General features: G+C 40.5%; 15 protein-coding genes. All 15 read right to left on the reverse strand.

The annotated features are described in order from the left end of the window. Positions 1 to 552: 552 nt before the first annotated feature. On the reverse strand, positions 553 to 669 hold the full coding sequence (locus LMU01S_RS10230; protein WP_162258488.1) for an XkdX family protein: 117 nt from the start codon (positions 667 to 669) through the stop codon (positions 553 to 555). Beyond that, positions 662 to 937, reverse strand: coding sequence for a hypothetical protein (locus LMU01S_RS03010; RefSeq protein ID WP_056959622.1), 276 nt, complete (start codon positions 935 to 937; stop codon positions 662 to 664). The genes LMU01S_RS10230 and LMU01S_RS03010 overlap by 8 nt, the downstream gene beginning before the upstream one ends. 3 nt (positions 938 to 940) lie before the next feature. Then, positions 941 to 1,987 carry a collagen-like triple helix repeat-containing protein gene (locus LMU01S_RS10630; protein WP_056959620.1) on the reverse strand — a complete coding sequence of 349 codons (1,047 nt, stop codon included), beginning with the start codon at positions 1,985 to 1,987 and terminating at the stop codon, positions 941 to 943. 9 nt (positions 1,988 to 1,996) lie between these two features. Continuing rightward, complete coding sequence (locus tag LMU01S_RS03020; protein WP_225354590.1) at positions 1,997 to 3,349, reverse strand: LysM peptidoglycan-binding domain-containing protein; 1,353 nt, start codon at positions 3,347 to 3,349, stop codon at positions 1,997 to 1,999. Beyond that, on the reverse strand, positions 3,350 to 3,697 hold the full coding sequence (locus LMU01S_RS03025; RefSeq protein WP_056959618.1) for a phage holin, LLH family: 348 nt from the start codon (positions 3,695 to 3,697) through the stop codon (positions 3,350 to 3,352). Next, positions 3,694 to 3,876, reverse strand: a complete 183-nt coding sequence (locus LMU01S_RS03030; RefSeq protein ID WP_056959616.1) for a hypothetical protein — start codon at positions 3,874 to 3,876, stop codon at positions 3,694 to 3,696. Before LMU01S_RS03030 ends, LMU01S_RS03025 begins: the two co-directional genes overlap by 4 nt. A 6-nt stretch (positions 3,877 to 3,882) precedes the next feature. Continuing rightward, positions 3,883 to 4,305, reverse strand: a complete 423-nt coding sequence (locus LMU01S_RS03035; RefSeq protein ID WP_225354592.1) for a hypothetical protein — start codon at positions 4,303 to 4,305, stop codon at positions 3,883 to 3,885. Continuing rightward, positions 4,298 to 4,537 (reverse strand): hypothetical protein, encoded by a 240-nt coding sequence (locus tag LMU01S_RS03040; RefSeq protein ID WP_056959612.1) that lies wholly within the window; start codon positions 4,535 to 4,537, stop codon positions 4,298 to 4,300. The genes LMU01S_RS03035 and LMU01S_RS03040 overlap by 8 nt, the downstream gene beginning before the upstream one ends. A gap of 1 nt (position 4,538) precedes the next feature. Continuing rightward, positions 4,539 to 4,970: a DUF1617 family protein gene (locus LMU01S_RS03045; protein WP_225354593.1), complete on the reverse strand. Its 432-nt coding sequence runs from the start codon at positions 4,968 to 4,970 to the stop codon at positions 4,539 to 4,541. Beyond that, positions 4,970 to 10,330 carry a hypothetical protein gene (locus tag LMU01S_RS03050; protein WP_056959609.1) on the reverse strand — a complete coding sequence of 1,787 codons (5,361 nt, stop codon included), beginning with the start codon at positions 10,328 to 10,330 and terminating at the stop codon, positions 4,970 to 4,972. Before LMU01S_RS03050 ends, LMU01S_RS03045 begins: the two co-directional genes overlap by 1 nt. Before the next feature lie 14 nt (positions 10,331 to 10,344). Beyond that, on the reverse strand, positions 10,345 to 10,701 hold the full coding sequence (locus LMU01S_RS03055; RefSeq protein WP_082613091.1) for a DUF6711 family protein: 357 nt from the start codon (positions 10,699 to 10,701) through the stop codon (positions 10,345 to 10,347). A gap of 15 nt (positions 10,702 to 10,716) precedes the next feature. Continuing rightward, positions 10,717 to 16,878 (reverse strand): lytic transglycosylase, encoded by a 6,162-nt coding sequence (locus LMU01S_RS03060; protein WP_056959607.1) that lies wholly within the window; start codon positions 16,876 to 16,878, stop codon positions 10,717 to 10,719. Further along, a complete protein-coding gene (locus tag LMU01S_RS03065) occupies positions 16,868 to 17,173 on the reverse strand; it encodes a hypothetical protein (protein WP_056959605.1) in 306 nt (101 codons plus the stop codon). Before LMU01S_RS03065 ends, LMU01S_RS03060 begins: the two co-directional genes overlap by 11 nt. A 98-nt stretch (positions 17,174 to 17,271) precedes the next feature. Next, positions 17,272 to 17,676 carry a DUF6096 family protein gene (locus LMU01S_RS03070; RefSeq protein ID WP_056959603.1) on the reverse strand — a complete coding sequence of 135 codons (405 nt, stop codon included), beginning with the start codon at positions 17,674 to 17,676 and terminating at the stop codon, positions 17,272 to 17,274. A gap of 74 nt (positions 17,677 to 17,750) precedes the next feature. After that, positions 17,751 to 18,239: a phage tail tube protein gene (locus LMU01S_RS03075; RefSeq protein WP_056959602.1), complete on the reverse strand. Its 489-nt coding sequence runs from the start codon at positions 18,237 to 18,239 to the stop codon at positions 17,751 to 17,753.

Genomic DNA, 18,239 nt, shown 5'->3' on the forward strand with positions numbered 1-18,239 from the left:
AAGGCTGCATTCAATGCGTTATCACAAAATATTCAAAGGCGTATGATACATGCTTTAAACAGCATAATATCAAAAGAAAGTTTCATTGATTTGTCTGATTATAATCAGTGATTATTTTATGATTTCCCCCAAAAGCCCCCCAAACTGTCACTGAATCAAAACCTCATTTATGTATGTAAAATACCCCGATCACCGAAGCAACCAGGGCGCTGTTATCTACTAACGGTTTTTCAACCAATCGTAGATAATATCTGAGATTAGATTGACGAGGATCGCCAATACTAGGTCAAATATGATTGAGATCATTAAGGGTACACCCCCTAACTGTGCATAGTGAAAATAGTCAGTTTTCTGCACATAGCTATTATACCCCAAAACATTGACACATTTGAAGATTTGTTTTAACATATGTATAGAGATCATTGGGGTACACCCAATAGCAAGCTAGTCACTTGCGACAGTCTTACCTTCCAACTTTATGTTGGGGGGTAATTTTTTTGCACTAAAAAAGCGCCACACTCGACATCAAATCGAACGTGGCGCTTAAATTAGCTATTCATATTTTTTGCCAGTGATCGCTTCATACTGTTCAGCAGTGATAGCTTTCATCTTCACAAACTTCTTAATAGATAATCCTAGCTTGTACATTGCTTTACATACATTATACATCTTCTGTGTCACCACCTTCCAAAGCAGCCAAACGTGCTTCATGCTGTCCCATTTGAATAGCCAAATCGTTGATCAAATCTAAAAGATCAAGCTTTTCATTTGCACCAGTCCATTTTTCGCCATTCCAAACCGGATCTTGAAGATTGTATGTTTTGTCGTTAAAATTTCGAACTGGTGGCAACTCAGTCGAGTTCGCTGGCTGGTTAGGTGCTTGCACTTCACCAATAAACTCTTTTGTCACTGCGTCATACATATAATAGATAGACATATTTTAAACTTCCTTTCTCGTTGCTCCAAGGCTAAGCACGTCTGTTTCAGACCAGATACCCAATTCAAACATGACTCTCGCAAACACTGGCTTGCGACCGTATGATCCTGCGTTAGTTCCTTCGTTACCAAAAGCATTGGACCAGTCGAACTTAGAAGCATTTTGCAGCGGATTGATTACTTTAGTCGCTGGTGACCAGTAATCGAAAACATCACTCTTGCTTCTGAACTTTTCGACTGTGATTGCCCCCCTTGACGCTCGAATTACATTTGGAATTAGTGGCCAGCTATTGAAATCAGTTGTTGTTAAATTTTCTGCAAAACCGTACCCATAAACGGTTCCAGTTGTTTCGTATTCTGGGAATTGCAAGCCACAGCCATTATCGAACCAAATCGTCCAAGGCACGGTTGTACGATCTAACGTCCACGCAGTCGGCGCATGTCTTACGCCAACATTCGCATTGCTTTCGCTTGGTTTCAAGCTATTAATAAAGTCTTGCTCTGATCCTGTGTTGCCTAAGTCTAGCCAAGTTTGATAAGCTGACTTTCCATCTTTTCCGTCATGACCATTCAAGCCATCTTTGCCAGCTGGACCGGGATCGCCTTTATCCCCCTTAGGTCCGGGTTCACCTTGTGGACCAACGACAGGTACACCAGCCCCGCCGCTTTCGGCAAGTTCTTTCCTAAGTTGCTCGATTGTGATCGTGCTTAGCGTTGTACCTGTGAGATCGTTGAGTGTGCTGGACAATCGCAGTGTAATTTGCTTTTCGTCTGGATAGATATATAGCTTGTCATTGCGATACATCCAAATTTCTAAGCGATAGTCATCCGCAGGCAGATCAGCAAACTTGGCGCTATCGATCGTGATCGCACCGTTTTCGACATCAGGTTCAATATCGAGCAAAAAGCCTGTCCTGTTGCCGATTTTTACGGTGATCTTATCGTTTTCTGACACGATAGTCTGCTTGTTGTCGTCAAACAGCAAAAGTTCATAAATCCGACTTGTATCACGAGCTTTTTGCAGACTATTGTTGATCGTTACTCTTCGCATAGCGATCACCTAATAGCGCAAGTTTTGGCCGGGATAAATTAGGTTGGCGTTTCTAATCCCGTTCATGCTTTGTAGATGCGATACTGTTGTACCTAAGCGACTAGCGATCGTGCTTAGATTATCACCAATACGCACGGTGTATACGCTCATGATTGTTGCTTGACCGCTAACTTTAAGAATTTGACCAGGGAAAATCAAATTTGCATTGCGAATGTTATTAACGCTCTGTAATGCGCTAACTGTTGTACCAAAGCGTGCTGCGATCGCACTTAAGCTGTCACCAGAGCGCACTGTGTACGTACTTGCTGTAGCTTGCGTGCTATTTTGCTTAGCTGTCGATAAGATCTCAACGTTAGCGCGATCGATCCACGACATGATGTCCTTGAGTAAGACTTTGTTGCCACTTGTTTGAATAACTTCATAGCTGTTTCCTTTGACCCAATCTGGAATACCCGCACCATTACTCCAAGTCTTAGCACTAAAGTTAACTTTGACTGTGTAACCAGATTTGATGTCTTTCTTAGGTGTGTTATCAGCCACAATTCCGTCTTTAACAGCATCTGGCTTAGTGATTGGCTTTTCAGCGTCACCATGACGATAGCCATTCTTCGTTACGCCTAAAAGATCAACGTTATAATCAAGCCCGCCATACCGAGCAGTTGAAGAAAACTGCCACATTGCAACCCCGGGCATAGATGGAAAATACGGCCACAGCGGTTGATCATTGATCGCCGATGTAGGATAAGATGCTACCCAAATACAATTGGGAAACTCTGCTAAAATACGATCCAAATCAAGATACTGCTTAGCAAACCATTTACCAGTATATAACAGTGGTGTATATCCAGCGTCACGAACTCGACGCATGCCGTACAACACATTATCTGTGTTTGCCTTTACATTAGACGTTGCACCTTGCTCGTAATCAAGCGCAACGATAGAGCGTTTTGGCGTCTGGATCTTAGGCAAATGATAATTCAACATACGTGCAGTTTGCATCTGATTAGACCCTGTCTCCATCCAGATGTAGGTGTGCATGCGCAGACCCATCGCAATACCTGTGCTGACTTGTGTCTTATACGTCCACTGATCATAAATCTCATTGCCCACAGCACCACCGATCTGCGCGATGCTGAACGTATCACTACCTTTGACTTTTTGAGCGTTTGGGCCTTGGTACTTAGAAGTATCAGTGCCAAATTCACGTTCATCAGCTGTAATAGTATCAGCAGTTACAAGCTTTTGAACTACTTGGGGTGTACTCGAAAAAGTATCAGTTGCATATTCTGCAATCGTCGGTCCAGAAATAAAAAGAGCCGTTGATGCAACGACTCCCAACAATAATTTTCTCAACTGCTTCAATTAGTCCGCCCCCTTGTCTTTTTGCGGGTACTGCTTCAACAAATCACGCTGTTTAGCGTAGGCTTGTTCTACTGCGTTTACGATGATCTGTTCATCTTTTACGGTGAACCCCGCGTTAGAAAGCGCCTGAACAACAGTCTGCACTGCATGATTTTTCTTAGCCACTCCAGTAAGATATTCGGTGACGCCCAATTTTTGAGCGGCTACCACAGCATCTTTTGCCAGTGGCTCGAGCACATTGAAGATCGTCCGAGCTTGCTCATTTTTCTTGATCTCGTTCCCTACAAAAGCTACCACTGCTGTTAGCACGGTCACAAGCGTAGTTACAACTACATCAGTAAAATTCATTGCTTCTTTTCTCCTTTTTTCAATTTTGATTTGAGCTTAGCGTTTTCTTTTCTAAGCTTCTCTAATTCGCTGATATCATCTTCCTTATCAGCTTTTCTGCTATTAGCAGATGCTGTGATGTAAGCCACAATTATAGAACCAAGCGTACTAATCACAGCGACCCACACTTGGTCAGTCACAAACCATCACTCCCAACGCAATTCAATCACTATTCCAATTAGTACGAAAAACGAATAAATTCCCGGAAAACTAAGATAAACACCACGAAGCGCATCATTCGCGCAAAACGACAAGAAAAACGCCAGCCAAACAAAAGTTAGCGTACTCGTCATGATCTGTTTATAGTACAAGTGTTTGATGTCCCACAAAGCAAACACCAATGCGATCGTACCGACCACTGCAAGCATAAAAATGAACGGTGGATCATCAAGTGTAGCCAACGGACTATGATCCCAGTCAAAAATACCTGTTGACCGCTTAACGATAAAGAAAAACGCCAGAGAATAAGTCTCCAGCGCTTTTAACAGCCAAAAACGATTTTTCCTAATATTTTTTAGCATCATTATTCCTTTCTTCCGCCCACCCACCGCAGCATTTTCTTTATTCATCTGTTGCAGAAACTAATTTAACAAGTTTCTTATGCGCGATATCTTGAATTTTTTTGCGGTTCAAATCATCTAATGTGACACCTTCATCTAGGTCATCAGTAGTAACGTTGACAGAACCATTGATGTAATTATCTCGATTATCATCGTGCCCTTCAAAATTGACGTCGATTCGTGTCGTGTTTCCTTTTGCGTCAAAGCGATATTGTAAGCCATTCATTGTATTTTTAAACATATTAGTTACCTTCCTTTTCTAATTTTTCCAATTCATCCATCAAAAGATCATAAATAAGAGCTGTTTGATTATCTAATTCGTACGGATAATCTAACAACTCTTGATATAATGCGTTGAATTTTTCTAAATATTCTGTGCAGTTGATCACTGCTTTTTCGTTCATCACCTCTTGTAACTCAGCATTAAGCTTGCCCACATCACCTCCTTTTTTTAGAACACGATCGCCATTTTCCATTTTAAAATTACCATTTCCATCGGTTTCGTAGTAGGCCTTACGTACATCATCAAGCTCTTCATTGTACTCTTTATTCTTATCAAAAATCAGTTTGAACAACTTAGAACGACCGCGAGAAGCGCGTGCTTTAAGTTTTAGCTCTCCCAAAAAGTTTGCAATTGGGGCTAATTCATAGTTTTTAAATTCAAGTGTTTGCATTATTTTGTTCCTCCTATTAAATTCACATCGACTTTATCAAGTCGCACATTTTCATATTGTTTACGTTTTGCCTTGATCTCATACGACACAGATAAGTTTGGCACGTTTGACTCGATCACAAAGTAATCTCGAGCCATTTCAGATACCCACGCATATCCGTTACTGTAGCTAGACACGAATACATGGTAATCAATATCAGTATTGATTGTTTCTAAAAATAGCGGATCAATCATGATCTTTACACGTTTAGAAGTTCCAGTATTCGCCTTGGCGATATCACCAAAGTAGTATTCTGCCGTTTCATAAGCGTTGATAGCTGTCTTTCCTTGCGAAGTATCGACAATAGAGTTTTTAGCACCTTGAACACCTAAACGCCCTAAAACTGTTAATCCCCCATTTCCAATCATCGTTTCACCTAATGGATGAATATAAACTCCATTACCAGAAATAGAGACATTTTGACCTCTTTCTCTATCACTCCCCCGTCCGTTCCATGTATTACTACCTATCGAAATTGTCGGTCGAGTTCCCAATATATTTGAACTATCTGGTTCACCAGCTGTCATCCGTAATGGACCATCACTTTTAAATATAACTTTGCCATCCGATCCCATCGTTAGTCCAGCTCCAATAATGCCTCCTGAAGAAAAAATACTGTCTCCAGAACTATAATTGGAAGTTCCTATTTCTACGTACTCACCAACAGAAATATTTACCTTCTCTGCGTGCATACCTATTCCTTCGCCTTCGATATAGATACTCTGGTTGGAACCATTCATAATATCATTAACGCTCCCTCTAAAAAAAGTCCCAACCGTTATTTGTGGTCGGATCGTATAATTATTTTCACTAGGAAGTTTGCCACCGAACAAAACAACGTCTTTTTCAGCACCTAAAATCAATTGTCCATTTCCGCCGACTAATCCCGACCCCCTAGTCGCATATTTTTCTGGTCCAAACCACAGCCTACTTTCAGCTGAAAATTCCTGCGTTCTGAGCGAAAATCCTTTAGTTCCTAAAATATCAATTCCTCCGTAATTTGCTTCTGTAATATCATTATTTTTTGATATTCTCCCATACTTTGTCAAATCGTTATTTATGAGAAATGCGCGTTTCGAAGTCAATTCAAGAGAACCATCTCTCAAAAAAATACCTTCGTCATTTTCATTGACTGTTGAAAAAGCGCCTTTATTTACATAAAGTTTTGCACCAGTCGTATCACTAGATGATATTTCACCAGTATCTATATCAATAGCAAAACTATTATCTGCTTTTGCTATCTTTCCACGTCGAAATTGGACAAGACCATTATCCAAATTGATACTTAAGTTTTGTCCATTAATAGTACCAGATGTAATATTATTAGCGTTGAGATTAGTAACATTAACAGTACGTCCGTTGATCGTGCCACCATTGATCTTATCAGCTGATAAACTAGCGATCGCTGCACTTGGAATAAATGCTCTACCGCTAAAAACGACACTCTCAGCATCAAGATAGATCTTATTTGATTGGATAAGTGTCCGACCTGCCTGAATGTTGATTTGAGATAACAACTCATTCTTTTGAACACGCAAGTTAATCGCTTGATTTAGTTCATTCTTTATAGCTGTGATTGCTACTGTTGTATCTTCTGGTGCTGGGGCCCATGGAGTAGCCTTGTTTCCTTCTTCGATCTTGAAATCCCACACCTCAAGATTTTTAACTCTGGATAGTTCTATACAATTTATATACAAGACTTGTCCCACATCAGTAAAACTTGCCAATGTATGAAACTTTTTCTCAACTCTTAACACTTTCCCTGCCTTCAGATCTAAATCATATCCGGGGTCGCTCGTTGAAATTGAGTTTTGAGAATTAGCACCTCTAACATCAACGATTGCATGTGCTTTTATTGATGTATCGCCTCGAAGATTAAAGCTAATCACATAATCTGTATCAGGCTTAAACTTACTTAAATCAACATTCTTACCAATAACAAACCAACCGTTAGCAGGCGCTGGTCTAGTATTTTTGACAAGAATTCCACGAACGCCATAAATGTTTTTTTCAGCAAATGAGGCTACACCGAATTTATTTTCAACGTACAAATCTCTCGTACCCTGATTTGTAAGTGGAACTAAGTTAGTCCCGCCAATTTGTAAATTTGTCAATGCCAATTGCCATTGATCAGCTTTTTGATCAACATAAGATAAATCAGCTTTATTAGCCACAGTTGAATTAATACCATTCACTTTGACATCAAGGGCTGCGTACTTCTCCGACAACACACCTAAAGACTTGTTATCTTGGGTGTACGGCAAATAAGAACTGCTAAATGACATCATAGGTTGGTTGAAGATGACATTTCCTACCTTATATGTCCATAACCTGAGAGTAGCAAATTTAGCATTGGAGGGCACTTCAACATCATTTACATAGAGCAATTTTGCAAAACCATTTGAAATATTATTTACTCTTGATGTTGTCTGAGATACACGTTTAATTTCATTGCCACTAGTTTCATCAGGATAAAATACGATCTCCATCCCTGCATCACAACTATTAGTAATAGTGTCGGTCACATGCAACTGAACACTAGCAGAAATCCGTTGCCGATTTAAAACCTTAAATCTCTTACTTTGCGACAAAAGTGTGCTGGTTGGCGCAGATGAGTTTCTAAATGCCAATCCATTTGATCCTTGCCAGCTATCCCACTCGTTATTAGCAAATAAAATAGTACCTGCTGGGTTGTTGCCGATGTTGGACCAGCCTTCTGCGTCATTGATGAACTCTGAATTATAAACTAAGTTCTGAACACCTAGATTAGAGATTTTATCGTTGATCTTAGATGTTTCAGCAGCATTAAGCGAGATTCCGTTTTGCAAGACATCTAAAGTAACTTTGTTGGCTTTGAGTGTATTATTTACTGTTGTGAATTCATTATCTATGTCTTCGGGGGCTGGCGACCAGTCTGTTGCTACATTTCCCTTTTCAAGCTTTACTTTACTGATTCTAAAAGGCTCTATCGCACCTTTTAATGATCTAACCATAAAAATAAGCATATGTGCATCTGGTTGTGTATGGATTACTATTTTCTTATCTTTTCTTCCAGGCGTATTAGGTAGTTTAGCCATGCTTGTCCAATTATCACGATATACTCTCGTTGTATGTTTACCTTCCCTATCTTGAAACTCCCAGAAAATAAAACCTTGCTTATCAAGATGTTGACCATCCGCCCAATTTAAATCAAAACTAAATACATAGTCTGTATCGGGCTCGATATCATATACACGTTGTTCGATCTGCACGCAATCTTTATTGCCAATATCCAATTCAACAGTATCATCATTCCATGTAACTCCGCCAAACGCTTCATACCACGCATCATGTGGAAATTTAGCACCGAGCTGAGATTGTTTGAGTAGGTTTCTCCCGCCAAAAGATAAACTATTTAATTTGCCATCAACCGCCGTGATACTTGCATGCAAGCCATCTGCTGTTCTAGTAAGTTCTGCTGTTTTTACATATCCATTAAGATCAGTAGCAGTCAACTTCTCTTTCAATTCTTGCGCTGTACTTGATTTGAAGCTTTCAAAAATATCAGTGCCCACTTTCGACAACATTTGCTGTTCAATAACGTTGGCCCTTGTCTTTAAGCTAGCGATATCACCTTGCAAATTAGCAAAGTTAGATACTGCACCATCAGCAGTCAACTTGACGCTTGCTAACTGATTTTTAGTATCTTTTAGCTGTGCAGATAGTCCATTCAAACCAGCATTAAAATTAGAAATGTTACCTTCAAGATCGGCATACATCCCCTTTACGCCATTAACATCAGTCAATAACTTATTGATATCAGCTTTATTTTTATCTTTAGCTTCATTCAGCAGATTGATTTCTGAGTCAAATTCACTAGCATAATTCAAAAGATCATTTGATGCTTTTTGTGCTTGGTCTAACGCTTGTTGGACAGCCTTATCAGTGTTGATCTTTGCATTTTCAACAGCATCATAGATACCTGATAACGACTGTTGAAATGACCCTGTGCTATCGTCAAAGTTTTTTGAAAGCTCATCTAGTTCAGCCTGTTGCCTTTTAATTTCTTCTTTGATCTCATCGTTAACAATATCGTTTCTTTGCCACTCACCAGTTCCATCGCTTTGACGCTCAAAGATCCAAAGCTCAGTGCTGTTACCATTTTTTTTAAACCATACATCATTAAAATGTGCATTTTTAGGCGGTTCAGTAACGCTTGTCGGAAAGATCACTGTTCCGTCCGGCACATTGCGATGCTGTAACTCTCTGATAGTTTGCATAAGGCCACCGGTCCAGCTAACCACTTGCGAAGATCCAGAAGTTTGGTCTGCCTTTGAAACAGCAGAAAGGCCACCATTAAACTCAAGTGTATAGCCATTATTTGGCACAACAAAATCGTTACCCTTTTTATCGTATAATCTTAACCAGTCGCCTGCCTCAACTGCAGGATTTCCAAACCAATTCAAGGAAAATGGATAAAAGTTAATATCTTTTAGCTTTTCCCAAATATAATCAAGTCTTTCCGGCGTCATAATGTTATTTTCGAGCTTGATTTGTGATCCGCTCGTAGATCCCACTTGCAACGTCGTAGTTATTTCTTGCGCTTGATCATCTCTAGTAGTTGATTTTGTAGTAACCTGACATTGAATTCCGCCGATCTTATAAGTGGCTTCATTTTTAGTTAATCCGCCCTGTTCATATTGACTTGGATCAAGTTCGTAATTGGGTTCTGACACCGTTCTGATCGTTAGTTGACCAGTTCGATCAAAAGCTGCATAACCTGCATAAAGTTGCGCGATCCAGCCCAAAGCTTTGCGATAACTTTGACCTGTAATCGGCACCGGTAAATCAGCTTGCAATGGAAGTCTTGCTAGATCATCAGTATTAGCCTTAACACCAGATCGTGCACAGATTTCAGCGATGACATCTAGTACCTTTGCAGGATAAGTTAGCTTAGATGAATAAATACCTTCTAAACCGCAGAAGCGATCACTAGCACTAATCGTAGTCAAATTATTGTTGCGATCCATCTTGATCTCGCTCGAAATAATAAACACTCCCAATGGTTCGTAGACATAGTCGCCTGAAACCTTGACCCCTATGCTTACTTGTACTTCATCTCCCAGATTTAAGCCTTCTACGAGATGAGAAAATTCAATCTGTACACTATTGGAGTATGTTGATCCGATCGCAAATGTTTCGCCAGTATACGCACCTGCATCGTATTTTAACGAATTTATATCAGTTGCGGTATATTCCTTACCTGCGATCGTTACTCTTACCGTTAACGTTCGTTCTGTTGCTTTCCATGCTGCAATCGTTTCATCTGATTGAGATAACAAATTATCACCCCCTGCTACTGTTCGATCAAATCAAATGACAAATTCTTCCAAACAGGTAACGAGTCAACAAACGTATATATTGGTGCAGTACGATCACCAACATAGAATCTCCCCGTCTTCATTCCACCTGTATTAGGATCTAAGTATTCGACTGAAAAAAACTCAGCTTCAACTAAACGTAAGATCTTTGAACATTCTGGCACGGTCAATGCTCCAAAAGTCAAATTTATCTTTCTTTTTGTAGCTACTCGATCACGATGCAAAAGCCCTTGTGCATCACGCGTTGCCTTAGCATCGATATCTTGGATCGCTACTTGCATCGTTTGTGGGGCAGGATTAACCACTGTCCCAGAAATTTTCAAATAATACAATCACACACATCCTCCTTAAATGTTTAGCATATTTCTGCCATTTCGCTGATTGATCGCATTGATACCTTTGATAGCATGTTCACCAAACGACTCATCGCCGATCTTGATATCAAGATGTAGATCAACGGGCTTTCCACTGTTATTACTACTTTGTTGCATCTGTAAAGCTTGTACGATCGCATTTACTAAGTTTTCACTCATCTGCTTAAAGCCACCGCTTTTAGCAACAGAAGACTCGCTTGAATGATCTTCAGTGTAAATAGAGTTTCCAATTCCACTGTCTTTAGAAATCGACGCAGGCAATTGTAGTCCACCGCCAAAATTTTGGTTCATGAAATTAATAGCTTGATTGATACGTTGCATACCTAACTCACGATCAGATAGAGGAACCACCATCTCAGGCTTATCGCCTTCACCGATCTCATAGAAGCCGTGCTTAGCGATCAGACCACCATGCTCATAGCCATGTCCATGACCGATCACAGCTAACATATCTGACCCATAACGATGTTTAGCATAATTGATAGCAGCAAGCATGTTATCGTAGCCTTTCATGATATTACCGTGTCCAGGGAAAGCATAAGCTCTAAATGTCCCCGGCTTAGTTTGTAAAAGACCTGTAGCATTACCTTCTGCCAAGCCATCGTCGCCACCGATAGCACGTTCATTACCACCAGATTCAGTTTGGATCTGACGCACCCAAGCATTGACATACGCTTCCGTTGTTGGCAAACCATTTTCACGTAAAGCCTTTTTAACAGCACCACGCCAGCCTTCTGCGCCCGGTCCAGTCTGACGAGTTGAGCCACCAAATTTTTGAATAACATCCTTGGCCCAGTTCATCATGCCTTTCTTTTCTTCATTGACTGCGCCTTTGGCTAATTTCAATGATGCCTCGCCTAAGCCCCAATCATACGTAACAAACTTATTAACGATATAATCGACCAGTTTACCCGGATGAGCAATATCATCCATGACACCTTCTAACTCATCGATCACACCACCAAAGAAGCTACCAAAACCACTAAATATGTTGCCTAATCCGCTAAAATCTAGTCCGCTAAGTGCCTTACTAATACCGCTAAAATCAAAGTTGAAACTACCGATACCACCGGCGTATTTAGGAACCATGTTGGAAAGCTCATTAGCGGTACTTGTAGCAGTCTTGACTTTTGTGCCAGCTGGCAAGTAGGTCAAGAAATTACGTTGAGCCGGGAATAATCCTTGCTCGCCGTTTGGTAATTCATAACTTTCACGATAGATGTCACCAACTTGATCGTTAACAAGTGCTAAACCACCCGGATGGTTATTCGTCCCAGTTTCGTAGGAACTCCAATTGAAGAAGCCCCAATTGAGTGATCCGCCACCTAACTTATTCAAGACCCAATCGATGCCATCTTTGATCTTATTTGTAGCTTTTTGGACAGGTTTCACAATCGCATCAACAACATCACGCACAGCATTTCGTATGCTTTGAAGCCCGCTAGTGATACCGCCACCGATCGTACTACCTAAACCGCCAGCCCAATCACTTAACGTTCTAGCAGTTCCATGTCTGAAATCAGAGATCCAACCACCTAAACGTTTACCAGCGTTAACGGCAGAACTATACGCACCACCAATGCCGTTGCTAACGTGACCGCCTAAACCGCCAGCCCAACTTGAAAAGCTGCGGTTAGCGTCGCCGAAGAAACTTCTTGTCCAGCTAGATAGCTTTTGACCTGCGTTAGTAGCATTTGACCGTGAAGATTCTGAACCATTGTTGATGTGTTCACCAAGCCGTTCAGCCCACGACTTGACTAAAACGCTAGCAGAGTCTCTAAATTCGGTTGTCCAACCTTTGATTTTAGAGCCTGCATTTTTCGCTAAGCTTTTACCAGTTTCAACGCTCTTATTTACGTTATCACCAATCGAAGATGACCATTCGTGAACTTTCTTTTTAGCATCAGCGATAAATTCAGTAGACCACGATTTGACCTTATTACCCGCTGACGTTGCTGATTTTTTACCTTTATCGACATCTTTGTTTACGTTGTCGCCGATTTTTTCAGCCCACGACTTAATAACTTTTTTAGCACCTGAAATAAAATCTGTGGTCCATTTCTTGATCTTGTCACCAGCAGAAGTGGCTAATTTCTTACCCTTTTCTACGTCTTTATTGATGTTAGATCCAATATCAGAAGCCCATTTAGATACTGTTTTCTTAGTCCCTGAAATAAAATTGGTAGACCATTTGCCAAGGTTCGAACTAGCTTTTTGGACTTCCTTTTTCCCTTTGGTAATGTTGGTATTGATATCCTTACCGACTGATTTAGCCCAAGAGGTGAAGCTATCTAAGATCTCATGAGACTTAAAGCCAATAGCTTCGACCCAATCTTTAGGCTTTTTACCTTTACCGTATTTAGACCAACCATCACCAAACTTAGAAGCGCCAATACCGCCCCATTTACCGATAAAAGATCCAACTTGTTGACCAATAGCGGCGCCTAAAGGTCCACCAAAATAAAGTCCGATACCACCACCAATAGCACCACCGATACCTGAACCAAAGTTTTGAAATTTATCTTCTTTATTTTTAGCCTTGATACCTTTATAGATATCAATTCCAGAAGTTACAGCTATCATCGCTCCAGATAGTCCCGTCCCCAGCTTTTGCCCTAGCTTCATAGGCTCACCAGATTTAATGGACGAGCGCACGGACTTAAGGAAGTCAGTTTTGGCAAGATTACTATTTTGCCAACTCTTATTAACTTCTCCCCATAGATTTTTAGCATTGGTATAACCTGTTTTTATATTACCGAACGTTAACTTAGTAAGTTCCTTGATTTTTGTGATCGGATGCTTACCGAAATCAATCACAACGCCTAAAAGATCATCAGCATATTTTGCCCCGGCTTTTAACTTATCAAACTTGAGCATTGATAATATTTTAATAGTATCGATAAAGTTTTTGATACCAGAAATAACACTACCTGCTATCTTTATTCCGAATAAAGTAAGTAGCGTTCCTGTCATCACTTTAACAGCTGTTTGATGTTTATCGACCCAATCAGATAGTCCTTCTAATGCTTTAGTCAATAATTTTAAAGACTCGATGATCACAAAGCCTGCCACTTTAGCAAGTGGTTTTATGAAATCATCGAAGAGCCAACCTAAAACAGGTTTGGCAGCTTTAACGACACTATGAACTACCTTAAGAGCTGCTGCTAATAAGTTAAAGAACTCGGGAATCAAATCAGTGATCGCAAACTTGGCCAGTGGCAATAATACATTCTTATAAGCCCACTCAATACCGTCCCAGACGTCTTTTGTGACCGGTCGGATAGATTTAAGCAAGTTGTCAATCGACTGTAATAGCGGTTCAAAATCGAGTTTCTTGGCCCAGTTAGCAGTATAAGTTGCCATGTCGCCAAGCGCATCTAACATATCATCGACCATGACTAAAAGAGTCTTAAAGATTGACGTTCCAGTGTCACCATGTCGCCAAGCTTTATCAAATTGACTCGCTAAATTACCAATCGTATTACCGACACCTGTCACGATTTCGATAAGATGTTCCCAAATAGAAACACCTAACTTAGAATGATTCCACGCGTCATCGATTGAGCCGGTCATATCCTTGAAAATTCCAAGAATGTTATTTAAAGCGTTAAGCCAAGCTTGCCACAACTTCGTACCACTATCACCATGTCGCCATGCTTCATCGAATGCTTTGGCAATATCACCAATGAATTTAACAAGATTAGTAGCTAAATCTAAAAGATTTGAAAAAATTTGTTTACCAAGATCGCCAGTATTCCACGCGTCTCGGAACGATTCAGCTATATGATGGATAACGACAAGAATATTATTCAGCGAATCAAATATCGTTTGAATAAATCTTGTTCCACGTCCACCTTCTTCCCACGCTTCAGAAAACGCCCTAGCGATGTCGCCAACAATATTCAGCATATCAGCTAGCAATTGAAGCATGTTCTCGATCACACGCTGTCCAGTACCGTTGTCCCAAACGTGCATGAATGAGTTACCAACGTCACCTAACAAGCGTTTTATCTCTGACCAAGAATATTTAGCAGCATCGATCACAGCTTGACCTTTTTCATCCCAAGCTTTTTTCATTGGGTCAAAGAGTTCGCCCAAAACTTTTTTGATCTTATCAACTGCATCGATCGCACTTTGATAGCCTTCAAGTGGTACATTCCAGTCAATGCCAGGTTGATTACCATCTAAAGAAGTATCGTCTTGGGCAGGATCGTCAAAAATAGGTGTATCTTGCTTCTGCTGTGGTGTGAATTTTTCGAGTGGTTGACCTTCAAACTTGCTATTGTCTTTGTTTTTACTGTTGTCTAGGACATTGAGCTCGTCAAAACCCATTAATGATCCTTGAAGTTCTTCATTTGCCTTTTTAGTTTCTTCAAAAGCTTTTTTAGCCTGCTCGTTGGCAGCCTTGATCTTTTCGTTTTCAGAAGCGACTGCAGCTGCACCTTCACGATTAGCTTGTGCGATCTGTTGATTTGCACGTTGAACCGCTTTAGCTTGTTCTTGTTGTTGTTTCTTGACAGCATCACTTGCTTTATTTGCCGCTTTTGAAGTATCATTCATAGCTTGTACTTGTTCGTATAAGCCACGTGCTCCACTACGGGCGCTAGATAGACTCATGCCCGTCAAAGCAGACATGAACTGTGCGATCCAACCAGTAGCTTTTTGCAATGCACTCATCAGCGCATTGATTGCAGGTAATACATAGCTGTAGATCGGATAAAATGCTGTTAAAAGATTTACTTTGATCGCATTAAAACTACTTGCAAATTGCTTGTTAGTCATAAGCGCTGCGCCCATACCTTGGGCTAACATCATAATTCCTTGATAAAGCAACGTGAACACGATCAATTGGCTAGCAAGCATACTCATCGCCATTTTAACGCCTTTCAAGCGCTCACCTAGTAAGGAAGCACTTGAGCTTGCTTTTCGCATTGAAGAACCGCCACCATCGCCCATGCGCTTGAATGATGATGAAAGACCTGAGATCGTATTTCTAAGTCTGCTGAATTTAGAACTCGTTGCAGTAGCTGTGTTTCCTTCTTTAACAAGTTCCGTATTGACTTTTGAAGTAACTGTTCTTAATTCATCACCCCGAGCGCTAACATAGCTATAAGCTTTTGCTAACTCGTTATTTCGGGTGATCAATCGTGTGTATTCTTTTTCAGCTGATTTTATTTTTGGGTTCTTATCAGATGATTTACCCATCATCTCATCAGTTTGGCGAAGTTTTGCGATCGACCGTCTAACTTTCTCGATTTGATCTTCGTTACGATCCATTTCATTTGCGATCTTTTTTAATGAGTCTGGGATCGTATCAAACTCCAGCTTCATTTCTTGGGCAAGAGCTTTAGCTTGGTTCTGGAATCTTTCCATCTTGACTTGTGCATCAGCGATTTGATTATCAAGCTTCAATGCTTTAACTTGACTACCTTGCTTACTCATGTCTAGATCATCTTTACTTGCTGTCAAAGCTTGTATTTTGCGTTGCATTGATCTAGCTTGTTCCATCTTCTGATTGATGTGAGAAACTAATTCGTCAACTTCCTTCTTAGCCCTAATAGCTTCTTTTTGAATTTCGTCATCGATCCCAAAATCAACTTCTCTTTTTGGCATATAAGGTTGTAGCTTCTCTTCTTCAGTCTGGACCCGAGGTGTGGTTTGCTTTTTAACAGTCTCGCTATCGACTTTTGGTTTAGGGATATCGCCAACGCTTTCGCGCGCAACTTTTGTTTGATTTGCAATACGTTGTTGCATATTTGACGCTTCTTGTAATCTCGCAGTCAAGCTATCCAAACCTTTTTCTGACGCATTGACTGCATCTCTAGAACTTTCGACTTGTGCTTTGTTGCCTTCAACGATCTTTTCTGTGGCCTTATCTTGCACTTCGATAGTCTTTTCGATCGCTTTTTGCTTGTCGTTTTCAGCTTCTGAACGTCGTTGAACTTCTTCTTTTGCTGACTCGCTAGACTTAGCTAGTGTGTCGCCATAAGATTGTCGAATGCGATCCAAATTATTTTGGACCTTCATTTGCATGTCACCAGTTTTTTGACCGATCAGCGCTGTGAACTCATCCATTTTTTGGATAACGTCACCGTAATTAGCCTTAAACCTCAATTCAAGTTCTTCAAGATTCACTCTCCACACCTCCTTTTTTATCTTCGTTAAATTGTCTTATCCGCTGCGCTTGTTGCATGAATAATGCTTGATCTTTTTTCCAGTCATTTTCTTCAGGTGATACTTGCGCAGTTTGATCAACATCATCTTGAACAAATGGATAAGCTTCTTCTACTTTTGGCATTTTCGCAGGATCGTTGACCGCAAAAGCTACTAACTCGCTCAATCTATGATCCATGTATGCCTTAGAACGCCACTCATCTAATCGTCGCTCGTTGTTAGCCTTGATTTGGGTCATGATCTCTAATAGATCCATATCCCAAAAACGGCCAGCATCAATGCCAGATTCGACTGCGATCGGATATAATTCTTCAAAAAATTGTGAGACGGTTGTAAAACCTGTCTGCTCATTTTCTACAGAAGTGAGTCCTCTGCTGGTTCTTCCGCTTCGAGAGATACCGATTCCGAATCGGTCTTCGTATTCTTGTCCTTCTTCCCGAAAAAACCAGATAACTCTAGTAATTCCATCAAATCATTAAACAGTTCCATCGTCGTATGCCCTTGATCTAAATACTTTTCAAAAGCTTTGACGATCTTAGCATCAGTCACACCAGCTGTTTGATTTGCGCTTTGTAACACGATCAAGATTTCATTAACAGGTGGTAGTTTATTCCCGCCTTGACTATCCATGAAAAGGGAAAGCATTGACTTTCCTAAACGTTTTTCAGCGTTAAAGATCTCACGTCCACCTAGACGCAAACTTAATTCAAGATCTCCAAATTCCATTTTCTTAGTTGCTTTTTTAATTGATGTTGCCATATGCAAAACTCCTTATATATATTTATTTAATAAAAATAGATGCAGGACTCGAACCTACACCTATCAAAGTATTATTAGTCAGATGATACTGTTGCTGTCGCTGCTTTAAAATGTGGCCCGTCAGAAACAGTAATCGTGATCGTATACCCCAAAGCGCCGTTGACCGCAACAGATGCAAATTTGATGTTGTACGAACCGCGCATTGTTACTGTCATGCCATCTGGATAAGTAACTTTCCATTGATATTGCTTACGATCACCAGCTTCAGCCAACGCTTTTGCGAAGCTTGGCCCCTTATAAACTACTTGGAATTGTACGTTAGATGCGTTTTGAATACCTTCAACTTGCTTACGCCGATCATCGGCTAAAGTCGTAACGTCAACTTTTTCAGTGTCCCCACCTAATTCAGGGATCGTTTTAATGTCGGCAAATTCTTCCCATGTTGTACCATCAGAAGAACGTTCCAGTTTAGTGCCAGTACCTACAAGACCTTCTGTATTGTCGATTGCAAAGCGTTGCAGGTCTAACGCTAATGTATCGCTATAAAGTTTTACGTTTTTCAT

The sequence above is a fragment of the Ligilactobacillus murinus DSM 20452 = NBRC 14221 genome, from assembly GCF_001591685.1.
Taxonomy (GTDB): domain Bacteria; phylum Bacillota; class Bacilli; order Lactobacillales; family Lactobacillaceae; genus Ligilactobacillus; species Ligilactobacillus murinus.

Excerpts from the sequence above, each read along its gene's own strand:
- LMU01S_RS10230 (WP_162258488.1), bottom strand. The coding sequence starts at position 669 with ATGTATAATGTATGTAAAGCAATGTACAAGCTAGGATTATCTATTAAG.
- LMU01S_RS03010 (WP_056959622.1), bottom strand. The coding sequence starts at position 937 with ATGTCTATCTATTATATGTATGACGCAGTGACAAAAGAGTTTATTGGT.
- LMU01S_RS10630 (WP_056959620.1), bottom strand. The coding sequence starts at position 1,987 with ATGCGAAGAGTAACGATCAACAATAGTCTGCAAAAAGCTCGTGATACA.
- LMU01S_RS03025 (WP_056959618.1), bottom strand. The coding sequence starts at position 3,697 with ATGAATTTTACTGATGTAGTTGTAACTACGCTTGTGACCGTGCTAACA.
- LMU01S_RS03035 (WP_225354592.1), bottom strand. The coding sequence starts at position 4,305 with ATGAATAAAGAAAATGCTGCGGTGGGTGGGCGGAAGAAAGGAATAATG.
- LMU01S_RS03040 (WP_056959612.1), bottom strand. The coding sequence starts at position 4,537 with ATGTTTAAAAATACAATGAATGGCTTACAATATCGCTTTGACGCAAAA.
- LMU01S_RS03045 (WP_225354593.1), bottom strand. The coding sequence starts at position 4,970 with ATGCAAACACTTGAATTTAAAAACTATGAATTAGCCCCAATTGCAAAC.
- LMU01S_RS03065 (WP_056959605.1), bottom strand. The coding sequence starts at position 17,173 with ATGGATCTATTAGAGATCATGACCCAAATCAAGGCTAACAACGAGCGA.
- LMU01S_RS03070 (WP_056959603.1), bottom strand. The coding sequence starts at position 17,676 with ATGGCAACATCAATTAAAAAAGCAACTAAGAAAATGGAATTTGGAGAT.
- LMU01S_RS03075 (WP_056959602.1), bottom strand. The coding sequence starts at position 18,239 with ATGAAAAACGTAAAACTTTATAGCGATACATTAGCGTTAGACCTGCAA.